We start from the raw sequence: 24,504 nt of genomic DNA, 5'->3' as shown, positions 1-24,504 counted from the left end.
CTTGCGGCCCGGTCGTCCGGCCCCCGGCCCTGTTCCTGATCTCCGGCTCCGGTCTCCCGCTCTCGGCGGGCCGGCCCGTGGCCTTCCGCTCCGGGCCTGGCGCGCTCAGCCTCCCGTGTCCGGTGGTCTCCCGTGTCCGGTGGTCTCCCGCGTCCGGTGGTCTCCCGCGTCCGGTGGTCTCTCGTGCCCGGTGGTCTCCGCGCCCCGCTTCACGTGCCCGGCAGGCGCCCGGCGGCCCCCCGGCCCCCGGCCCTGCCTGCGCCCCGCCGTCCGCTGGACCTACTGCCGTTCCACCAACGTCAGCAGCGTCGCCTCCGGAGGGCAGGCGAAGCGGACCGGGGTGTAGCGGTTGGTGCCGCAGCCCGCTGAGACGTGGAGGTAGGACGTGCGGCCCTCGGCCGTGTGCGTGGAGAGGCCCTTCACCCGGTCCGTGTCCAGGTCGCAGTTGGTGACCAGGGCGCCGTAGAAGGGGATGCAGAGCTGGCCGCCGTGCGTGTGGCCGGCCAGGATCAGGGGGTAGCCGTCCGCCGTGAAGGCGTCCAGAGTGCGCAGGTAGGGGGCGTGGACCACGCCCATGGAGAAGTCGTACGACCCCGTCGGGCCGCCCGCCACCCGGGCGTAGCGGTCACGCTTGATGTGCGGGTCGTCCAGGCCGGTCAGCTCGATCGACACGCCCTCGACCTTCAGCACGCCCCGCGTGTTCGTCAGGTTCAGCCAGCCTGCCGTGTCGAAGCCGTCGCGCAGGTCCTCCCACGGGTTGTGGAGGGCGCCGACGGCCGGCGGGTTGCCGTTCAGTCCGTGACGGCCGCTCGTCTTCTCCAGCAAGTAGCGGGCGGGGTTGCGGAGTTTGGGGCCGTAGTAGTCGTTGGAGCCGAAGACGTAGGCGCCGGGGAACTCCATCAGGGGGCCGAGGGCGTCCAGGACCTCCGGCACGCCCTCCGGGTCCGACAGGTTGTCGCCCGTGTTGATCACGAAGTCGGGGCGCAGCCCCGCCAGCGACTGCAGCCAGCGCTGCTTCTTGCGCTGGCCGCTCACCATGTGGATGTCGGAGACCTGGAGCATGCGCAGGGGGCGCATGCCGGGCGGCAGGACCGGCACCGTCACCCGTCGCAGGCGGAACGAGCGGGCCTCGAAGCCCGCCGCGTACGCCAGCCCGGCGGCACCTGCCGCCATGATTCCCAGGGGTACTCCGTATCGCGCGCGCATACGACCATCGTGTCAGACCCCGGGAGCCGTCGAGACCGGGCGGCCGCTAAATCAACGGGCGTTCGCGGCGCTGCACCTGCGACAATCGTCCCCATGACCACCACGCTCAAGTCGAAGCTGCACGACGACCTCAACGCCGCGATCAAGGAGCGCGACGAGCTCCGCTCCTCCACGCTCCGGCTGACGCTCGCCGCGATCACCAAGGAGGAGGTCGCGGGCAAGGAGAAGCGGGAGCTGTCCGACGACGAGGTGCTCAAGGTGATCACCCGCGAGGCGAAGAAGCGCCGTGAGGCCGCCGAGGCCTTCGCGCAGGGTGGTCGTGCCGAGTCCGCCGAGCGGGAGAAGGCGGAGGGCGAGGTGCTCGCCGAGTACCTGCCCAAGCAGCTGTCCGACGACGAGCTGGACGCGATCGTCGCCCAGGCCGTCGAGGAGGCGAAGGCGGCGGGTGCCGAGGGCCCGCGGGCCATGGGCGCCGTCATGAAGATCGTGAACCCGAAGGTGGCCGGCCAGGCCGAGGGCGGCCGGGTCGCCGCCGCGGTGAAGAAGCTGCTCCAGGGCTGAGCCGGAGAGGCTGCTCCAGAGCCGGGCCACGGCCCCGCCGCCGTACGTCCGTACTCGTGGGAGCTAGCCCCGCCGGCCCCCGTTTCCGTTGCCGGAGGGCCCGCCGTTGCCCTGGCCCTGGATGAAGTTCCCGGGGAGGGAGAACGTCGGCGTGGGGATCGTGCCGCCGGTGGCGCCGGCGGTGGTGTCACCCGTGGTGCCGCCGTCAGTGGTGCCCCCGTCCGTCAGTCCGCCGATCAGTCCGCCGATCACCTGACCCGTCGTGTCCCCGTTGGTCCCCCCGTTGTCCCCCCCTCGGCCTTTTCCCTGGCCGTCCCCGGAGTCGTCGTCGGGGATGTCGACCAGGTTGAAGTCCTCCACGGGCTTGCCCTCCAGGGCGCCGTTCATCATGTCGCGCCAGATCGGGCCGGGGACCTCACCACCGAACACCTTGTCGTGCGGGACGCCGCCGATGGAGATGTTGATCATCTTGCGCTTGTGCTGCGGGTCGCCGACCCAGACCGCGCCCGCCATGTTCGGGGTGTAGCCGACGAACCAGGCCGCGAAGCGCTCGTCCGTCGTACCGGTCTTGCCCGCGCTCGGGCGGTCGCCGAGACCGGCCTCCTGACCCGTACCGTCCTCGACCACGCCCTTCAGCAGCGTGCTGACGGTGTCCGCGGTCTTCTCCGACATCGCGCGCGAGCAGGTGGACTTCGGCACCTCCATGGACTTCACCTGGCTGCCGACCTTGCGCGTGATCGACTCGATGGCGACCGGGGTGCAGTACATGCCGCGCGAGGCGAAGGTGGCGTACGCGTTCGCCATCGTCAGCGGGGACATCTCCTGGGTGCCCAGCGCGATGGAGGGGGCCTGGTCGATCTTGCGGCCGTCCGCGCGCGCCACGCCCATCTTCTTGGCCATGTCGATGACCGGGCAGATGCCGATGTCGCTGATCAGCTGCACGTAGTAGGTGTTGACCGACTTGGCGGTCGCCTCTTTCATGCCGTACGGGCCGTGCTCCGACTCGTTCTCGTTCGTCAGCTTGGCGGGCTTGCGCGGGTCGTTGCGCCAGATCCTGCCGTTGCACGCGTTGACCGGGCTCGGGTACGGCATCTCGTACGGCGAGGAGTACTCCTGCGTCGGGGGCTTGCCGCCCTCGATGGCGGCCGCCGCGACGATCGGCTTGAACGTCGAACCGGGCTGGTAACCGGCGCCGCCGCCCATCTCCTGGTTGACGGACAGGTTGATCTGCGTCTCGTTCGGGCCGAAGCCGTACGGGCGGGACTGGCCCATGGCGAGGATCTTGCCGGTGCCGGGCTCGACGATGGACGCGGCCGTGGCCACGGCGTCGGACTTGTAGACGTGGTCCTTGACGGAGGCCTGCACGGACTGCTGCGCCTGCGGGTCCAGCGTCGTACGGATCGTCAGACCGCCCTGGTTCCAGAGCTTCGCCCGCTCCTCCTTTGTCTTGCCGAAGACCGGGTCGGTCAGGACCGTGTCGCGGACGTAGTCGCAGAAGAAGCCGGCGCCCTTGACCGCCGTGATGCAGCCGTTCCTGGGCCGGCTGGGGTGCAGTCCGAGCGGTTCCTGCTTGGCCCGGTCGGCCTCCTTCTGGGAGATGTCGCCGACCTCGGCCATGCGCTGCAGCACGATGTTGCGCCGCTTGGTGGCCTCCGCCTCGTCGTTGACGGGGTCGTAGCGGCTCGGGGACTGAACGATGCCGGCCAGCAGCGCCGATTCCTGCAGGTTCAGGTCCTTGGCGTGCTTGGAGAAGTAACGCTGGGCGGCGGCCTCGACGCCGTACGCCTGCTCGCCGAAGAAGGTGATGTTCAGGTAGTTCTCGAGGATCTTCTTCTTGCCGAGCTTGTCCTCGATCTGGATCGCGTACTTCAGCTCGCGGATCTTGCGTCCGAGGGTCTGCTGGGTGGCCTCGGCGACCTTCGTCGGGTCGTCGCCGGCCTCCTCGATGAAGTAGTTCTTCACCAGCTGCTGGGTGAGCGTGGAGGCGCCCTGGGCGACCCCGCCGCTCTGCGCGTTCTTGTTCAGCGCGCGCAGCACGCCCTTGAGGTCGATCGCGCCGTGCTTGTAGAAGCGTGAGTCCTCGATCGCGACGATCGCCTTCTGCACGTACGGCGACATGTCCTTGAGGTCGACCACCGTACGGTCGCGGGAGTAGACGGTCGCGATCTGCTTGCCCTGGTTGTCCAGGATCGTCGTGCGCTGGCTCAGCTGGGGACTCTTGAGGTTGGCCGGGATCTCGTCGAAGCTCTTGACCGATCCCTTGGCCGCGAGGCCCAGCGCGCCGGCCGCAGGCAGCGCGATACCCGCCATCACGGCTCCTGCGAGCACACTGACACCGAGGAACTTGGCGGCCTGCTGCGTTGGCGACAGACCACCACCCGAGCGCTTCTTTGGCATGGGGGCAGCCTAATCCGTGCTGATGGCCGATCCGAGGGAGCGGCTCCCCCTCGGGATGTTCGGCTGCCGGATCGTGATGGCAGCGCGACCTGACCTGCCTACGTTTCCATTTCCCGGACACGCACGCAGGCATTGGCCTAAGCTGCTCTCAACTGTCACGGCAGTGCGGTCACGTATCAATACGTCCGGCGACCCCGAATCGTTCCGGACGTGGCCCGGTTTTTCTGCGGGGACGGGTCCGGCTTCTGGGGAGAACGCGTCCGAATCCGCCTCGTGTGTCACCTGATGCCCGGTGTGGCGCACCACAGCCGTCCCGTTTTGTCGGGAGAGCCGCATATGTCGCCAGCTCACTCCCCCGGGTGATCTGCCGTTTACCCATAGTCCGTTCGGGCCATTCAAGATTGGGCCCGAAGGGGGTGTTGCGCTGTGCCCACCTTCCGTAACGTCCTCAACTGGCGGCGGTGAATATGCCGCTGCCGCCGTGGGGGAGCCTCGATTCGGGAGAGGACGGCGCCGGTATGGGCTGGGTAACCGACTGGAGTGCGCAGGCTGCCTGCCGCACTACCGATCCGGATGAACTGTTCGTTCAGGGAGCAGCGCAGAACAGGGCCAAGGCGGTGTGCACCGGATGTCCGGTACGCACCGAATGCCTGGCTGACGCGCTGGACAACCGCGTCGAATTCGGCGTGTGGGGAGGCATGACGGAGCGGGAACGCCGCGCACTGCTGCGCCGGCGGCCCACCGTGACCTCCTGGCGCAGGCTGCTCGAAACCGCCCGCTCGGAGTACGAGCGTGGCACGGGCATCGTGCCCCTCGACAGCGACGAGGTGTACGAGAACTACGCGGCGGTGAGTTGAGGGCGTCTTCCTCGGGGCACGGCCGCACGGTCCCTGGAGGTCGCGGCTCGCGTACGGCCGCGCGTACACGCGCATGTGCGACTCCGCGCGTACGTCCGTACGTGTGAAACCGCCCGTGTCTCCATACGTGGCAGACCGCCCGTGTCTCCATACGTGGCAGACCGCCTGCATCTCCATACGGGTGAGACCGCGCGTCTGTCATAGGTGTGAGACCGCGCCCGGACGCCCGCACGCACGAGTCCGCTCAGTCCCCGGGGTCCGCCCGCATGCGGACGTCTGCGTGCCGTTCCGCACGGGACCCATTCCCGTGTGCCCCATCCGCCTAGGCAGGCTCCGGCCGCCCCGCGGCCAGCCGGCTGCCGATGTCGCGCAGGCCCGCGAGATCGTGCACGTCGCCGGGGAGTGCGGGTACGTCGACCACCGCCACCTCGGGGTGACGGGCGGTGAAGCGATCACGCGTGCGCTGCTCCCGAGAGAGCAGCTGCATGCGCTCGGCATGCAGTGTCAGCAGGCCCGCGGTGAGCCGGTCGACCGAGTGCTCCGGGTCGGCGGGGGAGCCTTCTTCGGGAGCAGCGGCAGCGGTCGCGGTCTCGGATGCGGGAGTTGGTGAACTGCCGTACGTGTCGGGAGAGTTACGAAGTCCAGCTTTCCCGTCCCCCTGATCCACAATGCGGAGGTCCTCAAGATTTTCCGCGGCGGCGAGCGCCCGCTCGGCCGACAGCCGGCCGGCGCCGGTGCCGTGGACCCGGTTGAGCACCAGTCCGACCAGCGGCATGTCCTCCGCGGCCAGCCGCTCCACGAAGTACGCGGCCTCGCGCAACGCGTCCCGCTCCGGGGCCGCCACCACCAGGAACGCGGTGCCGGGCGCCTGGAGCAGCTTGTACGTGGCGTCCGCGCGGGTACGGAACCCGCCGAAGGTGGTGTCCATAGCGGCCACGAACGTCTGTACGTCCTTCAGCAGCTGGCCGCCCAGCAGCTTGCCCAGCGTGCCGGTCATCATCGACATGCCGACGTTCAGGAACTTCATGCCGGCGCGCCCGCCCAGCTTGGCGGGTGCGGTCAGCAGGCGGATCAGCCGGCCGTCCAGGAAGGAGCCGAGCCGCTTGGGCGCGTCCAGGAAGTCCAGTGCCGAGCGGGACGGCGGGGTGTCGACCACGATCAGGTCCCACTCGTCCTTCGCGCGCAGCTGGCCCAGCTTCTCCATCGCCATGTACTCCTGCGTGCCCGCGAAGCCCGCCGAGAGCGACTGGTAGAAGGGGTTCGCCAGGATCGCGGCCGCCCGCTCGGGGTCCGCGTGCGCCTCCACGACCTCGTCGAAGGTGCGCTTCATGTCGAGCATCATGGCGTGCAGTTCGCCGTCGCCCTCGGTGCCCTTCACCCGGCGCGGGACGTTGTCGAGCGAGTCGATGCCCATCGACTGGGCCAGTCGCTTGGCCGGGTCGATGGTCAGGACGACCACCTTGCGGCCCCGCTCGGCGGCCCTGAGGCCCAGGGCCGCCGCGGTCGTCGTCTTGCCGACCCCGCCCGAGCCGCAGCACACCACGATCCGGGTCCCCGGGTCATCCAGCAGCGGGTCGACGTCCAGCGCGCGCGTGGGGGAGAGACGGCGGCCCTTCTCGGGGCCCTCGGCCGTCTCGGGCGTCTCAGCCGGGTCCGGACTCATGACAACCCCTGCTTCCGCAGCTCGGTGGCGAGTTCGTACAGGCCCGCCAGATCCATGCCCTCGGCGAGCAGTGGCAGTTCGTCCAGGGGCAGGCCCAGCTCACCGAGGGCCGCGCGCTGCTCCTGCTCCAGCGCGTATCGCTCGGCGTACTCCGCGGCCTGCTCCAGCAGCGGGTCCACCAGCTTCTCCGCGTTGCCGCCCCGGCGGGCCCCGCCCAGCCCGGCCGCCGACAGCGCCTGTGCGACAGAGGAACGCTCCACGGTCCGTACGAGTTCCAGGTCGGCCTCGTCCAACACCTCCGGACGGACCATGTTCACGATGACCCGGCCGACCGGCAGCCGCGCCGCGCGCAGTTCGGCGATGCCGTCGGCGGTCTCCTGGACGGGCATCTCCTCCAGCAGCGTCACCAGGTGCACCGCCGTCTCCGGCGACTTCAGCACCCGCATCACCGCCTGCGCCTGATTGTGTATGGGGCCGATCTTCGCGAGGCCCGCCACCTCGTCGTTGACGTTCAGGAAGCGGGTGATGCGGCCGGTCGGCGGGGCGTCCATGACGACGTAGTCGTAGGCGAACCTGCCGCTCTTGTCCTTGCGGCGCACCGCCTCGCACGCCTTGCCGGTCAGGAGGACGTCCCTGATGCCCGGGGCGATGGTGGTGGCGAAGTCGATGGCGCCGAGCTTCTTCAGCGCTCTGCCCGCCCCGCCCAGCTTGTAGAACATCTGGAGGTAGTCCAGAAGGGCCAGTTCGGGGTCTATGGCGAGTGCGTACACCTCCCCACCGCCGGGGGCTACCGCGATCTTCCTCTCCTCGTACGGAAGCGCCTCCGTCTCGAAGAGTTGCGCGATGCCCTGCCGGCCCTCGACCTCCACGAGAAGCGTCCGCTTCCCCTCGGTCGCGAGGGCCAGCGCGAGTGCGGCGGCGACCGTCGTCTTTCCGGTCCCGCCCTTGCCGCTGACGACCTGGAGCCTGCTCACGCCTTCGAGACTAACCAGTCCCGCCGACGGGCACGCGCGAGGCTGTGGATAACGGAGGTCACAGTCGGCCGCCCGGCCTGTGGACGACGCGGGCCGCAGTCGGCCGTCCGGCCCGTGCCCGACGCCGGTCACGGTCGGCCGCGGGTCCCACCGGCCACAACGGCTACAGTCGGCCCATGACCAAGTGGGAATACGCAACCGTGCCGCTGCTCGTCCATGCCACGAAGCAGATTCTGGACACCTGGGGCGAGGACGGCTGGGAGCTCGTCCAGGTCGTGCCCGGGCCGAACAACCCCGAGCAGCTCGTGGCCTACCTGAAGCGGGAGAAGCAGGCATGAGCGCGGTCGAGGCCAAGCTGGCCGAACTGGGTCTGACCCTGCCGGAGGTCGTGCCGCCGCTGGCCTCCTACCAGCCGGCCGTGCAGTCCGGTGTGTACGTCTACACCGCCGGCCAGCTGCCGATGGTCGAGGGCAAGCTGCCGGTCACCGGCAAGGTGGGCGCAGAGGTCACCGCGGAGGAGGCCAAGGAACTGGCCCGGACGTGCGCGCTGAACGCGCTGGCCGCGGTGAAGTCCGTCGCCGGTGACCTGGACCGCATCGCGCGCGTGGTGAAGGTCGTGGGCTTCGTGGCCTCCGCCGCCGACTTCACCGGGCAGCCCGGTGTCGTCAACGGCGCCAGCGAACTGCTCGGCGAGGTCCTCGGCGACAAGGGCGTGCACGCCCGCAGCGCGGTCGGCGTCGCGGTGCTGCCGCTGGACGCCCCGGTCGAGGTCGAGATCCAGGTCGAACTGGCCCGGTAACCCACCGCTGCCCCGCTGACCTCGGGTACCTCTCGAACATTCGCCCTACACGGGATAGCCTCCGGCCATGGCGAACGGTCAGTGGTACCCCCCGGAGTGGCCGGACCGCATCCGCGCGCTCGCGGACGGCACCCTCACCCCGGTGTCCCCCCGGCGCGCGGCCACGGTTCTGCTCCTGAAGGACACCGGATCCGGCCCGGTCGTCCACATGCTGCGCAGACGCGCCTCCATGGCCTTCGCCGGAGGCGCGTACGCGTATCCCGGGGGCGGTGTAGACCCGCGTGACGACGACCGCCTGGTGCGCTGGACCGGCCCCACGCGCGCGTGGTGGGCCGAGCGGCTCGGCGTCGACGAGGCGGGCGCCCAGGCGATCGTCTGCGCGGCCGTCCGGGAGACGTACGAGGAGGCGGGCGTCCTGCTCGCCGGGCCCGACCCGGAGTCGGTCGTCGGCGACACCACCGGGGAGGACTGGGAGGCGGACCGGGCCGCCCTGGTCGCGCGCGAGCTGTCCTTCGCCGAGTTCCTCGACCGGCGCGGCCTGGTGCTGCGCTCGGACCTGCTGGGCGCCTGGACCCGCTGGATCACCCCGGAGTTCGAGGCCCGCCGCTACGACACCTGGTTCTTCGTGGCCGCCCTGCCCGAGGGCCAGCGCACCCGGAACGCCTCCACGGAGGCCGACCGCACGGTGTGGATCCGGCCCGAGGAGGCAGCCGCCGGGTACGACAAGGGCGAGCTGCTGATGATGCCGCCCACCGTCGCCACCCTGCGCCAGCTGCTGCCGTACGCCAGCGCCGCCGAGGCGCTGGCGGCGGCCCCCGCGCGCGACATGACGCCGGTGCTGGCCCGGGCCCGCCTCCAGGACGGCGAGATCGTCCTGTCCTGGCCAGGGCACGAGGAGTTCACCAAGCACGTGCCGACCGCTGCGACGACCGCCGAGACGACCGGTGGAGGCCCCGCATGACCGACGCAAGCGCCCTGCCGGGCCAGCCCCGCGGCGGGGTCCTCTCGGGTCCGGCCACCGAACGGGCCGTCAACGTCCTCGCGCCGAACGCCTCCGCGATGACCCTGGACGGCACCAACACCTGGATCGTCGCCGAGCCGGACTCCGACCTGGCCGTGGTGATCGACCCGGGCCCGCTGGACGACGGTCATCTGCGCACGGTGGTGGACACGGCCGAGAAGGCCGGCAAGCGCATAGCCCTGACCCTGCTCACCCACGGCCACCCCGACCACGCCGAGGGCGCCGGCCGCTTCGCGGAACTGACCGGCACGCGCGTACGTGCCCTCGACCCGGCGCTGCGCCTCGGTGACGAGGGTCTGGCCGCGGGTGACGTCGTCACCGTCGGCGGCCTGGAGCTGCGGGTCGTCCCCACGCCCGGGCACACCGCGGACTCGCTGTGCTTCCATCTCCCGGCCGATCAGGCGGTGCTGACGGGCGACACCGTCCTCGGGCGCGGCACGACGGTCGTGGCGCACCCGGACGGCCGGCTCGGGGACTATCTGGACTCCCTGCGCCGTCTGCGCTCCTTGACGGTGGACGACGGCGTGCACACGGTCCTGCCGGGTCATGGGCCCGTCCTCGAGGACGCCCAGGGCGTCGTCGAGTTCTACCTCGCCCACCGTGCGCACCGGCTCGCCCAGGTGGAGACGGCGGTCGAGGACGGTTACCGCACGCCGGGCCAGGTCGTCGCCCACGTCTACGCCGACGTGGACCGCTCGCTGTGGCCGGCGGCGGAGCTGTCGGTACGGGCCCAGCTGGAGTACCTGAGCGAGCACGGGCTGATCTAGTCCGGGCGGGGTGCCTTGACGCCGTGCACGCGCGCGTACTCCTCGGCGAGCCAGGGGCCCAGGTCGTCGACGTACGACCGCAGCACCTCGGGGTCGCCGACGGGTTCGTGGCCGTACCCGGCCGCCTCGGCCATCTGGGCGGCCCGCCGGGGGTAGTAGGCACCGAAGGCACCGGCCATCTCGCGCAGGTCGCTGGTCCAGCCGTGCCAGCGGGGCATGACGAGCGTGAAGCCCGTACGGACGAGGTGCCGGGACATGAAGCGGACCAGGGGACGGCGGGCCCGCTCGGTGTCGTCCGCGGCGGCGATCCGCTCCCGCCAGCGGGGCAGCCACCGGGCCAGGTCTCCGTTGGTCTCCCGGGCCAGCAGCGAGTCGGGGCGGTAGCGGGGCAGCTGTGCGGCGAGGTCGTCGCCGAGCAGCGGGGTGCACAGGCAGGCGAGGAACCAGGCCAGGTCGTACCGCTCGAGGTCGCTCAGCAGCCGGTCCCGGCCGTACAGGAGCGTGCCGACGCCGTCGATCTGCGGGAACTCCTGGTCGACGGTCTCCCCGAAGGCGCGTACGACGGCACGGTCGCCGTCGGTGGGCTCGTCGTGGAGCACGACGAAGAGGTCCAGATCGCTGCGTCCCACGCGCGCGGTGCCGCGGGGGATCGACCCGTAGAGGTACGCGCTGTGCAGCCGTCCGCCGAAGGCGTCCGGCAGCCGGTCGTGGACGGCGGCCACGACGGGCCGGAACGCGTCGGGCACGCTTGCGAGGGAGCCTTCGCGCGCGATGTGGCCCCCGGGGTCGAGTCCGGGGCGGCTGATCGTCTCGGGCATGGCGCAACTGTGCCGCGCCGAGGGCCGTCGAGCAGCTCGTTTCGGTGAGCACCGGGCGTCGGCCCGGTGCTGCACGGCGCTCCTCGGGGCCGGGGGCACCCGCCCCCGGCTCGGTTCAGCGTGACCGCTTGGCCAGCCGCTCCACGTCCAGCAGGATCACCGCGCGCGCCTCCAGGCGCAGCCAGCCGCGCTGGGCGAAGTCGGCCAGGGCCTTGTTCACGGTCTCGCGGGAGGCGCCCACCAGCTGGGCCAGCTCCTCCTGGGTGAGGTCGTGGACGACGTGGATGCCTTCCTCGGACTGCACGCCGAAGCGGCGGGAGAGGTCCAGCAGGGCGCGCGCCACGCGGCCGGGGACGTCGGAGAAGACCAGGTCGGACATGGCGTCGTTGGTCTTGCGCAGGCGGCGGGCGACGGCGCGCAGCAGGGCTCCGGCCACCTCGGGGCGGACGTTCAGCCAGGGCTGGAGGTCGCCGTGGCCCAGACCGAGCATCTTGACCTCGGTCAGCGCGCTCGCGGTCGCGGTGCGCGGGCCCGGGTCGAACAGCGACAGCTCACCGATCAGCTCTCCGGGGCCGACGACGGCGAGCATGTTCTCGCGGCCGTCGGGGGAGGTGCGGTGCAGCTTGACCTTGCCCTCGGTGACGACGTACAGCCGGTCGCCGGGGTCCCCTTCATGGAAGAGTGAGTCGCCGCGTGCGAGGGTCACCTCACTCATGGAGGCGCGAAGCTCCGCGGCCTGCTCGTCGTCGAGAGCCGCGAAGAGCGGGTTGCGCCGCAGAACGTCGTCCACGAGTCCTCCTTGTCGACCTGCTCAGGGGATCTTGCTCCCCCGCGTGCCAGGGGACCGTGTTCCCCATTTTGCCGGACGGTCCAAACAGTGTGATCTGTCACAAGGATGCCGCACAGGTGTCCCGGGGTAAGCGTCAGGGGTCCAATCGGGGGCCGATCTTCCGGGTCCGGGGCGGATGTCGGTGCCGGGCTCTAGGCTGGCCGGGTGTCCAAATCGCCGGTGAGAGCACAGGCCAAGGGGGCTAAGCGGGTGGTTGTACGACGAGATTCCGCTGTGGGCGAACAGGGCTCCGGCGGTAGTAGTAAAACAGGCAGAACGGCTAAAAAGGTCGCTCCTGCCAAGAAGGTTACGCCTGCCAGGAAGGCCGTGACCGCCAAGAAGGACATTTCGACCAAAAAGGCCGCGACCGCCAGGAAGATCGCTGTGAAGCCGCCCGCGGACGAGTCCCGCACCGCCCTGGTCCGCCGTGCTCGCCGGATCAACCGCGAGCTGGCCGAGGTGTATCCGTACGCCCATCCCGAGCTGGACTTCGAGAACCCCTTCCAGCTCCTGGTCGCCACGGTCCTGTCGGCCCAGACCACCGACCTTCGGGTCAACCAGACCACCCCGGCGCTCTTCGCGAAGTACCCCTCCGCCGAGGACCTGGCCGTCGCCGATCCGGAGAAGGTCGAGGAGATCCTGCGGCCCTGCGGCTTCTTCCGGGCCAAGACCAGGTCGGTCATAGGGCTCTCCAAGGCGCTCGTCGAGGACTTCGGCGGTGAGGTGCCCGGGAAGCTGGAGGACCTCGTCAAGCTGCCCGGCGTCGGCCGCAAGACCGCCTTCGTCGTCCTCGGCAACGCCTTCGGGCGGCCCGGCATCACGGTCGACACGCATTTCCAGCGGCTGGTGCGGCGGTGGCGGTGGACCGACGAGACCGACCCGGACAAGATCGAGGCGGCCGTCGGCGCGCTGTTCCCGAAGAGCGACTGGACCGACCTGTCCCACCATGTGATCTGGCACGGCCGTCGGATCTGCCACGCCCGCAAGCCCGCCTGCGGCGCCTGCCCGATCGCCCCGCTCTGCCCGGCGTACGGCGAGGGGGAGACCGATCCGGAGAAGGCGCAGAAGCTCCTGAAGTACGAGAAGGGCGGTTTTCCCGGCCAGCGCCTGAAGCCCCCGCAGGCCTACCTCGACGCGGGCGGCAGACCGGCACCGCCGCTGGGGGCCGCGTGACGGAACGATCTCGGGGCCCTCGCGCGTTGGAGAGGGCGGAGCGACGGGGGTGGCGATGACGAGGACCAGCGACAGGCAGGGCGGTGCGATGACGCTCAGCAAGGAGGGACTGCCGGACTGGCTCGACCCGGTGGTGCGGGCCGCCGAGACGGTCCAGCCGCTCCAGCTGAGCCGCTTCCTGCCGCCGGAGAACGGCTCGGGCCGCAAATCCGCCGTCCTGATCCTGTTCGGCGAGGGGCCGCGCGGCCCCGAGCTGCTGCTGATGGAGCGCGCCGGGTCGCTGCGCTCGCACGCCGGTCAGTCGTCCTTCCCCGGCGGCGCGCTCGACCCCGAGGACGGCGATCCGCAGGGCGACGGGCCGCTCAGGGCGGCGCTGCGGGAGGCCAAGGAGGAGACCGGGCTGGACCCGGCCGGCGTGCAGCTCTTCGGCGTGCTGCCCGCCCTCTACATCCCGGTGAGCCGCTTCGTCGTCACCCCGGTGCTCGGCTGGTGGCGCGTGCCCACACCGGTCGGCGTCGTCGACCCGAACGAGACCGCGCGGGTCTTCACGGTCCCCGTGGCGGATCTCACGGACCCCGCCAACCGCGCCACCACCGTCCACCCCAGCGGACACCGAGGTCCGGCATTTCTGGTCGAATCGGCCCTGGTCTGGGGTTTCACGGCCGGGGTGATCGACCGCCTGCTGCATTTCGCGGGCTGGGAGCGCCCCTGGGACAGAGAGAAGCAGGTCCCGCTCGACTGGCGCTCATGACAGGGTGAACCCCGTGAACGTGCTGGACATCCTGCTGCTGGTCGCGGCTGTGTGGTTCGCGGTCGTGGGCTACCGCCAGGGCTTCGTCGTCGGCATCCTGTCGGTGATCGGGTTCCTGGGCGGCGGCCTCGTCGCCGTGTACACGCTGCCCGTCCTCTGGGACGCCGTGACCGACAAGGCGGACGTCGGCACCACCGCCGCCGTCGTGGCCGTGGTCGTCGTCATCGTCTGTGCCTCCGTCGGCCAGGCCCTGACCACCCACCTCGGCAACAAGCTGCGCCGGTACATCACCTGGTCCCCGGCCCGCGCCCTGGACGCCACCGGCGGCGCCCTGGTCAACGTGGTCGCGATGCTGCTGGTGGCCTGGCTGATCGGCTCCGCCCTGGCCGGTACGACCCTGCCGACGCTCGGCAAGGAGGTCCGCGGCTCGAAGGTGCTGCTCGGGGTCTCCCGGGCGCTGCCCGCGCAGGCCGACACCTGGTTCGCGGACTTCTCCTCCGTCCTCGCGCAGAACGGCTTCCCGCAGGTCTTCAGCCCGTTCTCCAACGAGCCGATCAAGGACGTCCGGCCGCCCGACCCGGCGCTCGCGAACAGCACGGTGGCCGTCCACGCCCAGCGCTCGATCGTCAAGGTCACCGGCACCGCCCAGAGCTGCGGCAAGGTCCTGGAGGGCACCGGCTTCGTCTTCGCCGACCGCCGGGTCATGACCAACGCGCACGTGGTCGGCGGGGTCGACGCGCCGACCGTGCAGATAGGCGGCGAGGGCCGCAAGTACGACGCGAAGGTCGTGCTGTACGACTGGAAGCGGGACATCGCCGTCCTCGACGTACCCGACCTGAGGGCGAACGCACTGAAGTTCTCCGGGCCGGACGCGGCCGGCGGTGACGGCGCGATCGTCGCGGGCTTCCCGGAGAACGGCTCGTACGACGTGCGCGCCGCGCGCGTGCGCGGGCGCATCACGGCCAACGGCCCGGACATCTACCACCGCGGCACCGTCCGCCGCGACGTCTACTCGCTGTACGCGACCGTCCGTCAGGGCAACTCCGGCGGCCCGCTGCTCACGCCCGACGGCAGGGTGTACGGCGTGGTGTTCGCCAAGTCCCTCGACGACGCGGACACCGGATACGCCCTCACGGCGGACGAGATCCAGCCCGACATCGCCCGGGGACGGACGGCGAACGAGCAGGTGGGTACGGACAGCTGCGCGCTGTGACCCCCGGAGGGGCTGTGACTACCCGAAGGGGCTGTGACCCCCCGAAGGGGCGTTCAGCCGCGCGGGTGACGCAGGCGCACCGAGACCCAGCGCGCCCGGCGGCGCAGGATACGCGGGATCCCCACCCTGAGGTCCGCTTCCGCAAGCTGAGGGGTGCCTCGCTGAGGCGTGCCCAGGCCCGTGACCGAGCGGCGGTTGCGGGGTGCGTCACTGTAGTCGTGCGTCCAGCCCATACCCCGACGTGTGCCCCTGCTCGATGGTCGATAACCGCCTGCGCGCGCCCCAATTGGCCTATGCGGCAGGCATGTGGCCGTTCGAAGGACAAGTGTTCACGACCCGGATACTCCACGCATCGACACCGTCACGATGAGGTCACCGGTCCGGTTCGGGATCCCTCAGCCAGTTGATCAGTTCCGTGGAGAAGGCCACCGGGTCCTCCTCGTGCGGGAAGTGGCCGAGACCGTCGAACAGGCGCCAGCGGTACGGCGCTTCGACGTACTCGCCCGAACCGGCCGAGCTGCGGGTGCGGGTGACCGGGTCAAGCGAGCCGTGCAGATGGAGCGTCGGCACCCGGACCGGGCGTTTCATCCGGCGGTTGAACTGGAGGCCGTCCGGGCGGGCCAGCGAGCGCACCAGCCAGCGGTACGGCTCGATCGCGCAGTGCGCGGTGGACGGGACGCACATGGCGCGCTGGTACGTCTCCACCGCCGCGTCCTCCGGCAGCCTGGGCCCGGACCAGTCCCGCAGGAGCCGGCCCACCAGCGCGCCGCCGTCCGCGGTGAGTTGACGCTCCGGGATCCACGGCCGCTGGAAACCCCAGATGTAGGAGTTCGCGGCCGTCTGCCGGGCGTCCCGCAGCATCGCGGCGCGCCAGCGCCGCGGATGCGGCATCGACACCACGGCGAGCCGTCGGACGAGCTTGGGCCGCATCGCTGCGGCCGTCCACGCCAGATAGCCGCCGAGGTCGTGGCCGACCAGCGCGGCGTCCGGCTCGCCGAGCGAGCGGATCACACCGGTGACGTCCAGAGCGAGGTTGGCGGGGTCGTAGCCGCGCGGGGTGCGGTCGCTGCCGCCGATCCCGCGCAGGTCCATCGCCACCGCGCGGTAGCCCGCGTCCGCGAGCGCGACCAGCTGGTGCCGCCAGGCCCACCAGAACTGCGGGAAGCCGTGCAGGAGCAGTACCAGTGGGCCGTCGCCGAGCTCGGCGATGTGGAAGCGGGCACCGTTGGCGGCGACGTCCCTGTGCGTCCAGGGACCTTCCATCCGTACGGTCGCGGGAGCGGCGGGGTCGGTCATGACGACGAGCGTGCCACAGCCTCGATGGCCTTGGGTGCCTGGTCCTCGGGCAGCTCCGGGCGCGGGTGCGGCTTGGCGTTCTGCAGGACGGCCGCCGACTCCTTCATCGAGGCGGCCACCTTCTGCGGGCCCTGGCTCTTCTTGGCCTTCTTCGCGAACAGCAGGCCGATGCCCGCGAGGAGGCCGGCGACCAGCACGTTGGCCGCGAAGGACAGCAGGAAGCAGACGGCCAGGTTCCAGCCGCTCCAGGTCCGGATGCCGTAGGCGAGGGCGAAGTTGAGCATCGGCAGGGAGAACACCAGTACCGCGCCCGCCACGGAGAAGGCGCCGCCGCTCACCGCGCCCTTCTTCACGTCGCGCTTGAGCTGGGCCTTGGCCAGGGCGATCTCGTCGTGCACCAGCGCCGACAATTCGGTCGTCGCCGTGGCGAACAGCTGGCCGATGCTGCGTTCGGCGCCGACCGGGCTGCCGTCGGGTGCGCTCATCGCGTTCTCCCTCGTCGTCTAACGTGCCGTCTTGATTTGTACCGTCTCGTCAGATCATGCCGGACGGTCGCCCTCCTCGCCTGCCCCGCCCGGTACTTCCTGAAGCCCGTGGCGCGCCGCGTCCGCCCGCTCGGCGGCGATGCGCCGGTGTTCGGCGGCCTTGCGCTCGTGGATCTCGGCCATGCGCAGGTGATAGGCGGGGTCGTCCTGCTCGTAGACGTCCGGGACCCCGTCGAGGTCCTCGTCCCGCTCCTCCTCCTCGCACAGTCTGCGGTACTTGGCGTTCCGTATCTTCAGCAGCACCGTGGCGCACACGGCCGCTGCCAGGGAGCCGGTGAGCACGGAGGCCTTGACCTCGTCGGTGACCACGGTGTCGCCGGCGAAGGCGAGTTCGCCGATGAGCAGGGAGACCGTGAAGCCGATGCCGGCGAGCGAGGCCACCGCGAAGACGTCCGCCCAGGCGAGTTCCTCGCTGAGCGAGGCGCGGGTGAAGCGGACGGTCAGCCAGGTGCCGCCGAAGATGCCGATCGTCTTGCCGACGACCAGCCCCAGTACCACCCCGAGCGTCTCGGGCCGGGTGAACACCTCTCCGAGCGCCCCGCCGGAGATCGGCACCCCCGCGCTGAAGAGCGCGAACAGTGGTACGGCGAGCCCGGCCGACAGCGGTCGCACCAGGTGTTCGATGTGCTCGCCCGGCGACCGGCTCTCGCCCTCCCGGCGCGTGCAGCGCAGCATCAGTCCCATCGCCACACCGGCGATGGTGGCGTGCACGCCGCTGTTGTACATCAGTGCCCAGATCACCAGGGCCAGCGGCAGGTACACGTACCAGCCGCGCACGCCCTTGCGCAGCAGCAGCCAGAAGACCAGCAGTCCGGCGGCGGCCCCGCCGAGCGCGGCGAAGTTCAGCCGGGCGGTGAAGAAGACCGCGATGATCAGGATCGCGAAGAGGTCGTCGACGACCGCGAGGGTGAGCAGGAAGGCCCGCAGCGCGCTGGGCAGGGAGGTGCCGATGACCGCGAGGACGGCGAGCGCGAAGGCGATGTCGGTGGCGGTGGGCACGGCCCAGCCCCGGGTCGAGCCGTGCCCGGCGAGGGTGGTCAGGGTGTAGACGAGCGCCGGTACGGCCATGCCGCACAGCGCGGCCACCACGGGCAGCACGGCCGCCCTCGGGTCGCGCAGGTCCCCGGCGACCAGTTCGCGCTTGAGCTCGATGCCGGCGACGAAGAAGAACACGGCGAGCAGGCCGTCGGCGGCCCAGTGGGTGACGGACAGGTTCAGGCCCAGGACTTCGGGGCCGAGACGGAAGTGGCCGACCGTCTCGTAGCCGTGCTGCAGGGCGGGGATGTTCGCCCAGATCAGTGCCGCGACGGCGGCGAGGAGCAGCAGGACACCGCCCACCGTCTCGGTGCGCAGCGCGTCCGTGACGAAGGTCCGCTCGGGCAGGGACAGTCGTCCGAGAACCCGGCGAACGGTGCGGGGGGTGCGGGGCGCGGTCACGGGGACCTCCGGTCGATGGGCAGGACGGCTCACATTGCCGACCAGACTTCCCGGCGCACCTTGTCGCGTTCTTGACGCTTTACTTAGCTTACCTAAGGTTGCTTGGTCGTCCAAGGATGCGGTCCGGAACCGGTGGTCCTCACGCTAGACGCAGAAGGGGCACCCGGCCCGTCGGCCGGATGCCCCCGAGGGTCGGCGCCGCTCAGTCCTCGCTGGGCGCCGCGGGCAGCTTGGTCTGGATGAGGTCCATGACCGTGGAGTCGGTCAGCGTGGTGACGTCACCCAGCTGACGGTTCTCGGCCACATCCCGCAGCAGACGGCGCATGATCTTGCCGGAGCGGGTCTTCGGCAGCTCGGCCACCGGCAGGATCCGCTTGGGCTTGGCGATCGGGCCGAGCGTGGCGCCGACGTGGTCGCGCAGCTCGCCGACGAGCGCCTCGGTCTCCGCGGCCGTGCCGCGCAGGATCACGAAGGCGACGATGGCCTGCCCGGTGGTCTCGTCGGCGGCACCGACGACGGCCGCCTCGGCGACCGACGGGTGGGAGACGAGCGCGGACTCCACCTCCGTGGTGGAGATGTTGTGCCCGGACACGAGCATGACGTCGTCCACGCGGCCCAGCAGCCAGATGTCGCCGTCGTCGTCCTTCTTCGCGCCGTCACCGGCGAAGTACTTGCCCTCGAAGCGGGACCAGTAGGTGTCGATGAACCGCTGGTCGTCGCCCCAGATGGTGCGCAGCATCGACGGCCACGGCTCGGTCAGCACCAGGTAGCCACCGCCGCCGTCGGGCACCTCGTTCGCCTCGTCGTCGACGACGGTCGCGCTGATGCCGGGCAGCGGGGTCTGTGCGGAGCCGGGCTTGGCCGCGGTGACGCCGGGCAGCGGCGAGATCATCATCGCGCCGGTCTCGGTCTGCCACCAGGTGTCCACGACGGGCGTGCTGTCGGCGCCGATGTTCTTGCGGTACCAGATCCACGCCTCGGGGTTGATGGGCTCGCCCACCGAGCCGAGGACGCGCAGGGAGGACAGGTCGAACTTGGCGGGGATGTCGTCACCCCACTTCATGAACGTCCGGATCGCGGTCGGCGCGGTGTAGAGGATCGTGACCTTGTACTTCTGCACGATCTCCCAGAACCGGCCCTGGTGCGGGGTGTCCGGGGTGCCCTCGTACATCACCTGCGTCGCGCCGTTGGCCAGCGGGCCGTAGACGATGTACGAGTGGCCGGTGACCCAGCCGACGTCGGCCGTGCACCAGTACACGTCCGTCTCCGGCTTGAGGTCGAAGACCGCCCAGTGGGTGTACGCCGTCTGGGTGAGGTAGCCGCCGGAGGTGTGCAGGATGCCCTTCGGCTTACCCGTCGTACCGGAGGTGTAGAGGATGAACAGCGGGTGCTCCGCCCCGAACGCCTCGGGGGTGTGCTCGGCGGACTGCCGTCCGACCAACTCGTGCCACCACACGTCCCGCTCGCCGTCCCAGGCCACCTCCTGCCCGGTCCGGCGCACCACGAGCACATGCTCGACGGTGCCGGCCTTCTGCACCGCCTCGTCCACGGCCGGCTTCAGCGCGGAGGGCTTGCCGCGCCGGTAGCCGCCGTCGGCGGTGATGACGACCTTGGCGTCCGCGTCCTGGATCCGGGTCGCGAGCGCGTCCGCCGAGAAGCCGCCGAAGACGACCGAGTGCGCGGCGCCGATCCTGGCCGAGGCCAGCATCGCGATCGCGGTCTCCGGGATCATCGGCATGTAGATGGCGACCCGGTCGCCCTTCTGGACACCCAGCTCCAGCAGGGCGTTGGCGGCCTTGGAGACCTCGTCCTTCAGCTCGGCGTAGGTGATCGCGCGGCTGTCGCCGGGCTCACCCTCGAAATGGATGGCGACGCGGTCCCCGCGACCGGCCTCGACATGCCGGTCCACGCAGTTGTACGCGACGTTCAGCTCGCCGTCCTTGAACCACTTCGCAAACGGAGGGTTCGACCAGTCCAGCGTCTCGGTCGGTTCCTTGGCCCAGGTCAGCCGGCGGGCCTGCTCGGCCCAGAAGCCGAGCCTGTCAGCCTTGGCCTGTGCATACGCCTCCGCTGTGACATTGGCGTGCGCGGCCAGGTCGGCGGGCGGCGCGAACCTGCGTTCTTCCTTGAGCAGGTTGGCCAGGCTTTCGTTGCTCACGACATCTCCCTCTCGAAGGGTGTCCGTTGTGTCCCAGGCCACAGCTCATCAGACGCGAGGGGCCGATGACAAGGGTCGACGGAAAAATTGGTTTAGACCTGTCGCGAGTGCGGCTCACACCGGACTGCCTGCCTCCTCTCCTGCGGTGACTCCTCTCTCGACGTCCTCGAACACGGGGACCGCTCCGTCCAGCGCCGTGAACAGATACGCCCGCGCCTCGCCCACATGGAAGTACATCCCGTGCAGTTCCAGCTCGCCCCGCTCCAGCGCCCGGGCGACCGGGCCGTGGGCCTTCAGGTGCTCCAGCTGCTGGACCACGTTGGTCAGGCACAGCTCCTCGGCGGCGTCCGCCGGGCCCCGGCCGGCCAGCCGCGGCCGGTCCGCGCGGGCGTCGGACGTCCGGGCGAGACTCGGCAGCCCGTGTCGCAGCCAGCGCCGCAGCGCGGTGCCGTCCGGGGCGGCCCCCGGTGCCGGTGCGCCGGCCAGCAGCGCCTGCATGGCCCCGCACCCGGAGTGCCCGCACACCGTGACGGAGCGGACCCCGAGCACGTCCACGGCGTACTCGACGGCGGCCGCCACCGAGTCGTCGCCGCTTTCCTCGCCCGGCGGCGGCACCAGGTTGCCGACGTTGCGGACGACGAACAGGTCGCCGGGACCACTGGCGGTGATCATCGACGTGACCAGCCGTGAGTCGGCACAGGTGATGAAGAGTTGTGAAGGCCGCTGACCCTCCCGGGCGAGCCGCGCCAGCTCCTCGCGCACCAGCGGAGCGGTGTGCCGCTGGAAGGAGTTGATGCCCCAGACCAGCTCGTGCCCCGGACGCTGTCCTGCCGAGGCGGTGGGGTGCCCCACGAAGCCCATGAAACAGGACTGGTGATTGCGCCAGGGTGTCCAGGGCCGGCACCGGCACCCGGTGGAGGCGGTCGGCCCGGCGGTCCGGGTTCCGTCGCGCCGTCCCGACAACTCGGCCGTACCACCCCGCGCGATGTGGGAGCTGCGCCAGTCCTGCAGAGACTCGTACGCCGCGTGGTCCATGAACGAACCGCTCAACTCCACCACGGCGTGGGCGCCTTGGGGTACGAGATGCAGGGCTCGGCTCAGCCGGGGCACCGCGAGGAACGTCAGCTGGCCTCGGATGTGTACGTGATGGACTCCTTCCTGCTCGTCATGGGTGATACGGGTGCGGGTGAGGCGGTGCAGGGCGACGGCGACCGCCACGGCGACCCCGAGGAGCACGCCCTGAAGGACGCCGAGGAACACCACGCCGAGTGTGGTCGCGGCGTAGACCGGCACTTCGCGGTGGCGCGTCACCGTGCGGATGTGGTGCAGGGACACCATCTGGATGCCGACGGCCATCACCAGGGCGGCGAGGGAGGCGAGCGGGATCTCCTCCAGGATCGGGACCATCAGCAGCGCGGCGACTACTACGAGAACGCCGTGCAGCATCGTGGAGTTCCGGCTCACCGCACCGGATTTCACATTCGCGGTACTGCGTACGGCCACCCCCGCGACCGGCAGTCCGCCGAGCGCTCCGGAGACGATGTTGGCGGCGCCCTGGCCCAGCAGTTCCCGGTCCAGATCGGAACGGCCGACGCGGGAGGCCGAGCCAGGCCGGGAGACAGGGTGGGCGGAGCCCGGCCTGTTGGCGGTCAGCTTGTCCACGGCCACCGCGCCGAGAAGCGACTGCACGCTGCACACCAGCGTGGTGGTGAGCACGGCGGCCACGATGCCGAGCACCGGGCCCTCGGGCAGCCCGGCCAGCGCGTGACTGCGCCAGGACGGCAGCTCGACCCGGGGCAGGGCGAGGCCTGCGAGGGACGCGGCAGCGGTGGCCCCGGCGACGGCGACGAGGGCGGCCGGCACCGTACGCAGCAGCCGGCCCGCGCGGCCGGGCAGTCGTGGCCAGGCCAGCAGCAGGACCAGGGTCACCGCGCTCATCGACACGGCGGCCGGATGCATACGGGCCAACTGCTCCGGCAACGCACGGAGGTTGGCGAGGACGGAGCTGTCCGGGCTGCCGCCGAGCACGATGTGCAGCTGGGCGACGGCGATGGTGAGGCCGATGCCGGCGAGCATGCCGTGCACCACGGCCGGACTGACCGCGAGCGCGCCGCGGGCCACCCGTAGGCAGCCGAGGCCGAGCTGGGCGAGACCGGCGAGGACGGTGATGCCGCAGGTGGCACGCCAGCCGTAACGCTGGATCAGGTCGGCGGTGACCACGGTGAGCCCGGCGGCCGGGCCGCTGACCTGCAGCGGACAGCCGCCGACCCGCCCGGCCACGATGCCGCCGACGGCGGCGGCGACGAGGCCGGCCTGGAGCGGGGCGCCGGTGGCGAGGGCGATGCCGAGGGACAGGGGGAGAGCGATCAGGAACACCGCGACGGCGGCGGACACATCCACACCCTCGACGGGGAGGCGGCGTCGGCGCCGGGGCGGGGGGCTGTGCGGCGGGTGGGAGTGCTGGGCGTGAGGGGGTGCGCAGGCTGACATGGTCCCGTCTCCTCCGGGGGATGGCGCGGTCGCGGACTGGGCGGGATGGATCAAAGTCGGTAAATGAACCGTAATGAAGCGTAAAGACAAGGCATAGCTTTCCCGGGCAAATGGCACAGAGGATCACTCACTCGGGTGGAAGTAAGTCCTTTCATCGGTTTGTCGTACTAATTCCTTCCCGGTCCCGTGCGACCTTGGCGGCGCTGTCGGGACAAACACGGCACATCATCCGAAACCCCCCTCGACAGCGTGTGCCTGAGAGAAGGAAGAAGGTGGGCGGAACATGGCCGCCACCCAGAGGATCGCCGTCGGCGCCGTGGTCGCCGCGGCCTGTGCCACCTCGCTCGCCGGTTGCTCGACCGGCACCCACGGTTCCAAGGAAGGGGCACCCGGACCGCAGCAGGGGGCCCCGGCGCCGGGCAGTGTGCTGCGGCTGATCGGCGACGGGTCCACCGCGTACACCGGCTCCCAGCCGCATCTGCCCAGGCCCGAGAGGCTGAAGCCCGGTCAGAAGCCACCGCAGTTCGTCGTGTTCTCCTGGGACGGCGCGGGCGAGGACAGCCAGAAGCTGTTCTCCCACTTCCGCAAGGTCGCCAAGGAGAACCGCGCGACCATGACGTTCTTCCTCAGCGGTGTGTACACGCTGCCGGAGGAGAAGCGCGACCTGTACAAGCCGCCCAAGCACGCGCCGGGCAGCTCCGACATCGGCTTCAACGACGAACAGGGGATCGCCGACACCGTCAAGCAGGCGCGGCTTGCCTGGTTGGAGGGCAATGAGATCGGCACCCACTTCAACGGCCACTTCTGCGGGCCCGAGGGCGGGGTCGGCACCTGGTCGGTGGACGAGTGGAAGAGCGAGATCGCCCAGGCCAAGCAGTTCGTGAAGACCTGGAAGACCAACACCGGAAGGAAGACGGCGGCCCCGCTGCCCTTCGACTACGACAAGGAGCTGATCGGCGCCCGTACCCCCTGTCTGGAGGGGCAGAAGAACTTCATGAAGGCAGCCCGCCAGTTGGGCTTCCGCTACGACTCAAGCGGCGTCAACAACCAGGTCTGGCCCAAGAAGAAGGAGGGGCTGTGGGACGTGTCGATGCAGCTGGTGCCCTTCCCGGGGCACACCTACGAGCAGTTGACCATGGACTACAACTTCATGGTCAACCAGTCCGGCACCCAGACCCAGGGCGACCCCGACATGTTCGACTACTGGGGAGACCAGATGCGTGACGGCCTGATCAAGGGCTTCTACCGCGCCTACGACGGCAACCGCGCGCCCCTGATCATCGGGAACCACTTCGAGTCCTGGAACGGCGGCACCTACATGCGTGCCATCGACGACGTGGTGAAAGAGGTGTGCAACAAGCCCGAGGTGCGCTGCGTCTCCTTCCACCAGCTGGTCGACTGGCTGGACGCCCAGGATCCGGCGACCCTCGACAGGCTGCGGACCCTGGAGGTGGGTGAGGCCCCCCGGCAGGGCTGGGCGTCCTTCCTGTCCGGTCGGCCCGCCCCGGCGCCCAAGGGGGTGCCCGGGGCGCCGGCGGCCAAGCAGTAG

Annotated in this window: 22 protein-coding genes; 10 read left to right on the top strand and 12 right to left on the bottom strand. The window is 70.7% G+C overall.

What is annotated here, in order from left to right; translation table 11 throughout:
• Positions 1–279 precede the first annotated feature (279 nt).
• A complete protein-coding gene (locus tag ACIHEJ_RS32410) occupies positions 280–1,206 on the bottom strand; it encodes a metallophosphoesterase (protein WP_400140814.1) in 927 nt (308 codons plus the stop codon).
• A 93-nt stretch (positions 1,207–1,299) separates the two neighbouring features.
• On the opposite strand from ACIHEJ_RS32410, the gene ACIHEJ_RS32405 reads away from it, so the two are divergent.
• Positions 1,300–1,767 (top strand): GatB/YqeY domain-containing protein, encoded by a 468-nt coding sequence (locus tag ACIHEJ_RS32405; protein ID WP_400140812.1) that lies wholly within the window; start codon positions 1,300–1,302, stop codon positions 1,765–1,767.
• Between the two features lie 63 nt (positions 1,768–1,830).
• Here the strand turns inward: ACIHEJ_RS32405 and ACIHEJ_RS32400 are convergent, their stop codons facing one another.
• Positions 1,831–4,164 (bottom strand): transglycosylase domain-containing protein, encoded by a 2,334-nt coding sequence (locus tag ACIHEJ_RS32400; protein WP_400140810.1) that lies wholly within the window; start codon positions 4,162–4,164, stop codon positions 1,831–1,833.
• A gap of 518 nt (positions 4,165–4,682) precedes the next feature.
• Here ACIHEJ_RS32400 and wblA point away from each other — a divergent pair.
• Complete coding sequence (gene wblA / locus ACIHEJ_RS32395) at positions 4,683–5,021, top strand: transcriptional regulator WblA (RefSeq protein WP_132856581.1); 339 nt, start codon at positions 4,683–4,685, stop codon at positions 5,019–5,021.
• A 322-nt stretch (positions 5,022–5,343) separates the two neighbouring features.
• Here wblA and ACIHEJ_RS32390 read toward each other — a convergent pair whose 3' ends face one another.
• Positions 5,344–6,684, bottom strand: a complete 1,341-nt coding sequence (locus tag ACIHEJ_RS32390) for an ArsA family ATPase (protein WP_400140808.1) — start codon at positions 6,682–6,684, stop codon at positions 5,344–5,346.
• Positions 6,681–7,658: an ArsA family ATPase gene (locus ACIHEJ_RS32385; protein WP_400140806.1), complete on the bottom strand. Its 978-nt coding sequence runs from the start codon at positions 7,656–7,658 to the stop codon at positions 6,681–6,683. Before ACIHEJ_RS32385 ends, ACIHEJ_RS32390 begins: the two co-directional genes overlap by 4 nt.
• 176 nt (positions 7,659–7,834) lie before the next feature.
• Here ACIHEJ_RS32385 and ACIHEJ_RS32380 point away from each other — a divergent pair, with 176 nt between their 5' ends.
• From ACIHEJ_RS32380 to ACIHEJ_RS32365, 4 genes are all read left to right on the top strand, one after another.
• Positions 7,835–7,996: a DUF4177 domain-containing protein gene (locus tag ACIHEJ_RS32380; protein ID WP_003975360.1), complete on the top strand. Its 162-nt coding sequence runs from the start codon at positions 7,835–7,837 to the stop codon at positions 7,994–7,996.
• Positions 7,993–8,457, top strand: coding sequence for a RidA family protein (locus ACIHEJ_RS32375; RefSeq protein ID WP_400140804.1), 465 nt, complete (start codon positions 7,993–7,995; stop codon positions 8,455–8,457). The genes ACIHEJ_RS32380 and ACIHEJ_RS32375 overlap by 4 nt, the downstream gene beginning before the upstream one ends.
• Positions 8,458–8,524: 67 nt before the next feature.
• The gene (locus ACIHEJ_RS32370) at positions 8,525–9,418 is read left to right on the top strand and encodes an NUDIX hydrolase (protein WP_400140802.1); all 894 of its coding nucleotides are present in this window, start codon (positions 8,525–8,527) and stop codon (positions 9,416–9,418) included.
• A complete protein-coding gene (locus ACIHEJ_RS32365) occupies positions 9,415–10,245 on the top strand; it encodes an MBL fold metallo-hydrolase (protein WP_400140800.1) in 831 nt (276 codons plus the stop codon). Before ACIHEJ_RS32370 ends, ACIHEJ_RS32365 begins: the two co-directional genes overlap by 4 nt.
• Here the strand turns inward: ACIHEJ_RS32365 and ACIHEJ_RS32360 are convergent.
• Both ACIHEJ_RS32360 and ACIHEJ_RS32355 read right to left on the bottom strand, forming a co-directional pair.
• A complete protein-coding gene (locus tag ACIHEJ_RS32360; protein ID WP_400140798.1) occupies positions 10,242–11,063 on the bottom strand; it encodes a nucleotidyltransferase domain-containing protein in 822 nt (273 codons plus the stop codon). The genes ACIHEJ_RS32365 and ACIHEJ_RS32360 overlap by 4 nt on opposite strands.
• Before the next feature lie 115 nt (positions 11,064–11,178).
• The gene (locus tag ACIHEJ_RS32355; RefSeq protein ID WP_073887802.1) at positions 11,179–11,853 is read right to left on the bottom strand and encodes a Crp/Fnr family transcriptional regulator; all 675 of its coding nucleotides are present in this window, start codon (positions 11,851–11,853) and stop codon (positions 11,179–11,181) included.
• A gap of 273 nt (positions 11,854–12,126) precedes the next feature.
• On the opposite strand from ACIHEJ_RS32355, the gene nth reads away from it, so the two are divergent.
• The 3 genes from nth to ACIHEJ_RS32340 are packed head-to-tail and all read left to right on the top strand — an operon-like array spanning position 12,127 to position 15,029.
• Complete coding sequence (nth, locus tag ACIHEJ_RS32350) at positions 12,127–13,065, top strand: endonuclease III (RefSeq protein WP_400140796.1); 939 nt, start codon at positions 12,127–12,129, stop codon at positions 13,063–13,065.
• A gap of 55 nt (positions 13,066–13,120) precedes the next feature.
• Entirely contained in the window at positions 13,121–13,816 is a 696-nt protein-coding gene (locus ACIHEJ_RS32345) for an NUDIX hydrolase (protein ID WP_400140794.1), read from the top strand.
• Positions 13,817–13,829: 13 nt separating this feature from the next.
• On the top strand, positions 13,830–15,029 hold the full coding sequence (locus ACIHEJ_RS32340; protein WP_400140792.1) for a MarP family serine protease: 1,200 nt from the start codon (positions 13,830–13,832) through the stop codon (positions 15,027–15,029).
• Between the two features lie 53 nt (positions 15,030–15,082).
• Here the strand turns inward: ACIHEJ_RS32340 and ACIHEJ_RS32335 are convergent, their stop codons facing one another.
• The 6 genes from ACIHEJ_RS32335 to ACIHEJ_RS32310 all read right to left on the bottom strand — a co-directional run bounded on the left by ACIHEJ_RS32335 (position 15,083) and on the right by ACIHEJ_RS32310 (position 22,955).
• The gene (locus ACIHEJ_RS32335) at positions 15,083–15,262 is read right to left on the bottom strand and encodes a hypothetical protein (RefSeq protein ID WP_400140790.1); all 180 of its coding nucleotides are present in this window, start codon (positions 15,260–15,262) and stop codon (positions 15,083–15,085) included.
• 139 nt (positions 15,263–15,401) lie between these two features.
• The gene (locus ACIHEJ_RS32330) at positions 15,402–16,325 is read right to left on the bottom strand and encodes an alpha/beta fold hydrolase (RefSeq protein ID WP_400140788.1); all 924 of its coding nucleotides are present in this window, start codon (positions 16,323–16,325) and stop codon (positions 15,402–15,404) included.
• Positions 16,322–16,810: a phage holin family protein gene (locus tag ACIHEJ_RS32325; RefSeq protein ID WP_400140786.1), complete on the bottom strand. Its 489-nt coding sequence runs from the start codon at positions 16,808–16,810 to the stop codon at positions 16,322–16,324. The genes ACIHEJ_RS32330 and ACIHEJ_RS32325 overlap by 4 nt, the downstream gene beginning before the upstream one ends.
• A gap of 54 nt (positions 16,811–16,864) precedes the next feature.
• Positions 16,865–18,307, bottom strand: a complete 1,443-nt coding sequence (gene nhaA, locus ACIHEJ_RS32320) for a Na+/H+ antiporter NhaA (RefSeq protein WP_400140784.1) — start codon at positions 18,305–18,307, stop codon at positions 16,865–16,867.
• Positions 18,308–18,509: 202 nt separating this feature from the next.
• A complete protein-coding gene (gene acs, locus ACIHEJ_RS32315; RefSeq protein WP_400140782.1) occupies positions 18,510–20,465 on the bottom strand; it encodes an acetate--CoA ligase in 1,956 nt (651 codons plus the stop codon).
• A 114-nt stretch (positions 20,466–20,579) separates the two neighbouring features.
• Positions 20,580–22,955: a bifunctional SulP family inorganic anion transporter/carbonic anhydrase gene (locus ACIHEJ_RS32310; protein WP_400140780.1), complete on the bottom strand. Its 2,376-nt coding sequence runs from the start codon at positions 22,953–22,955 to the stop codon at positions 20,580–20,582.
• Between the two features lie 283 nt (positions 22,956–23,238).
• Between ACIHEJ_RS32310 and ACIHEJ_RS32305 the strand changes: the two genes are divergently transcribed.
• Positions 23,239–24,504 carry a hypothetical protein gene (locus ACIHEJ_RS32305; protein WP_400140778.1) on the top strand — a complete coding sequence of 422 codons (1,266 nt, stop codon included), beginning with the start codon at positions 23,239–23,241 and terminating at the stop codon, positions 24,502–24,504.

This window comes from Streptomyces sp. NPDC052301, from assembly GCF_044593395.1.
Taxonomy (GTDB): Bacteria; Actinomycetota; Actinomycetes; order Streptomycetales; family Streptomycetaceae; genus Streptomyces.
The sequence above is the reverse complement of the archived record's forward strand: the minus strand, read 5'-3'. Positions and strand labels throughout refer to the sequence as shown.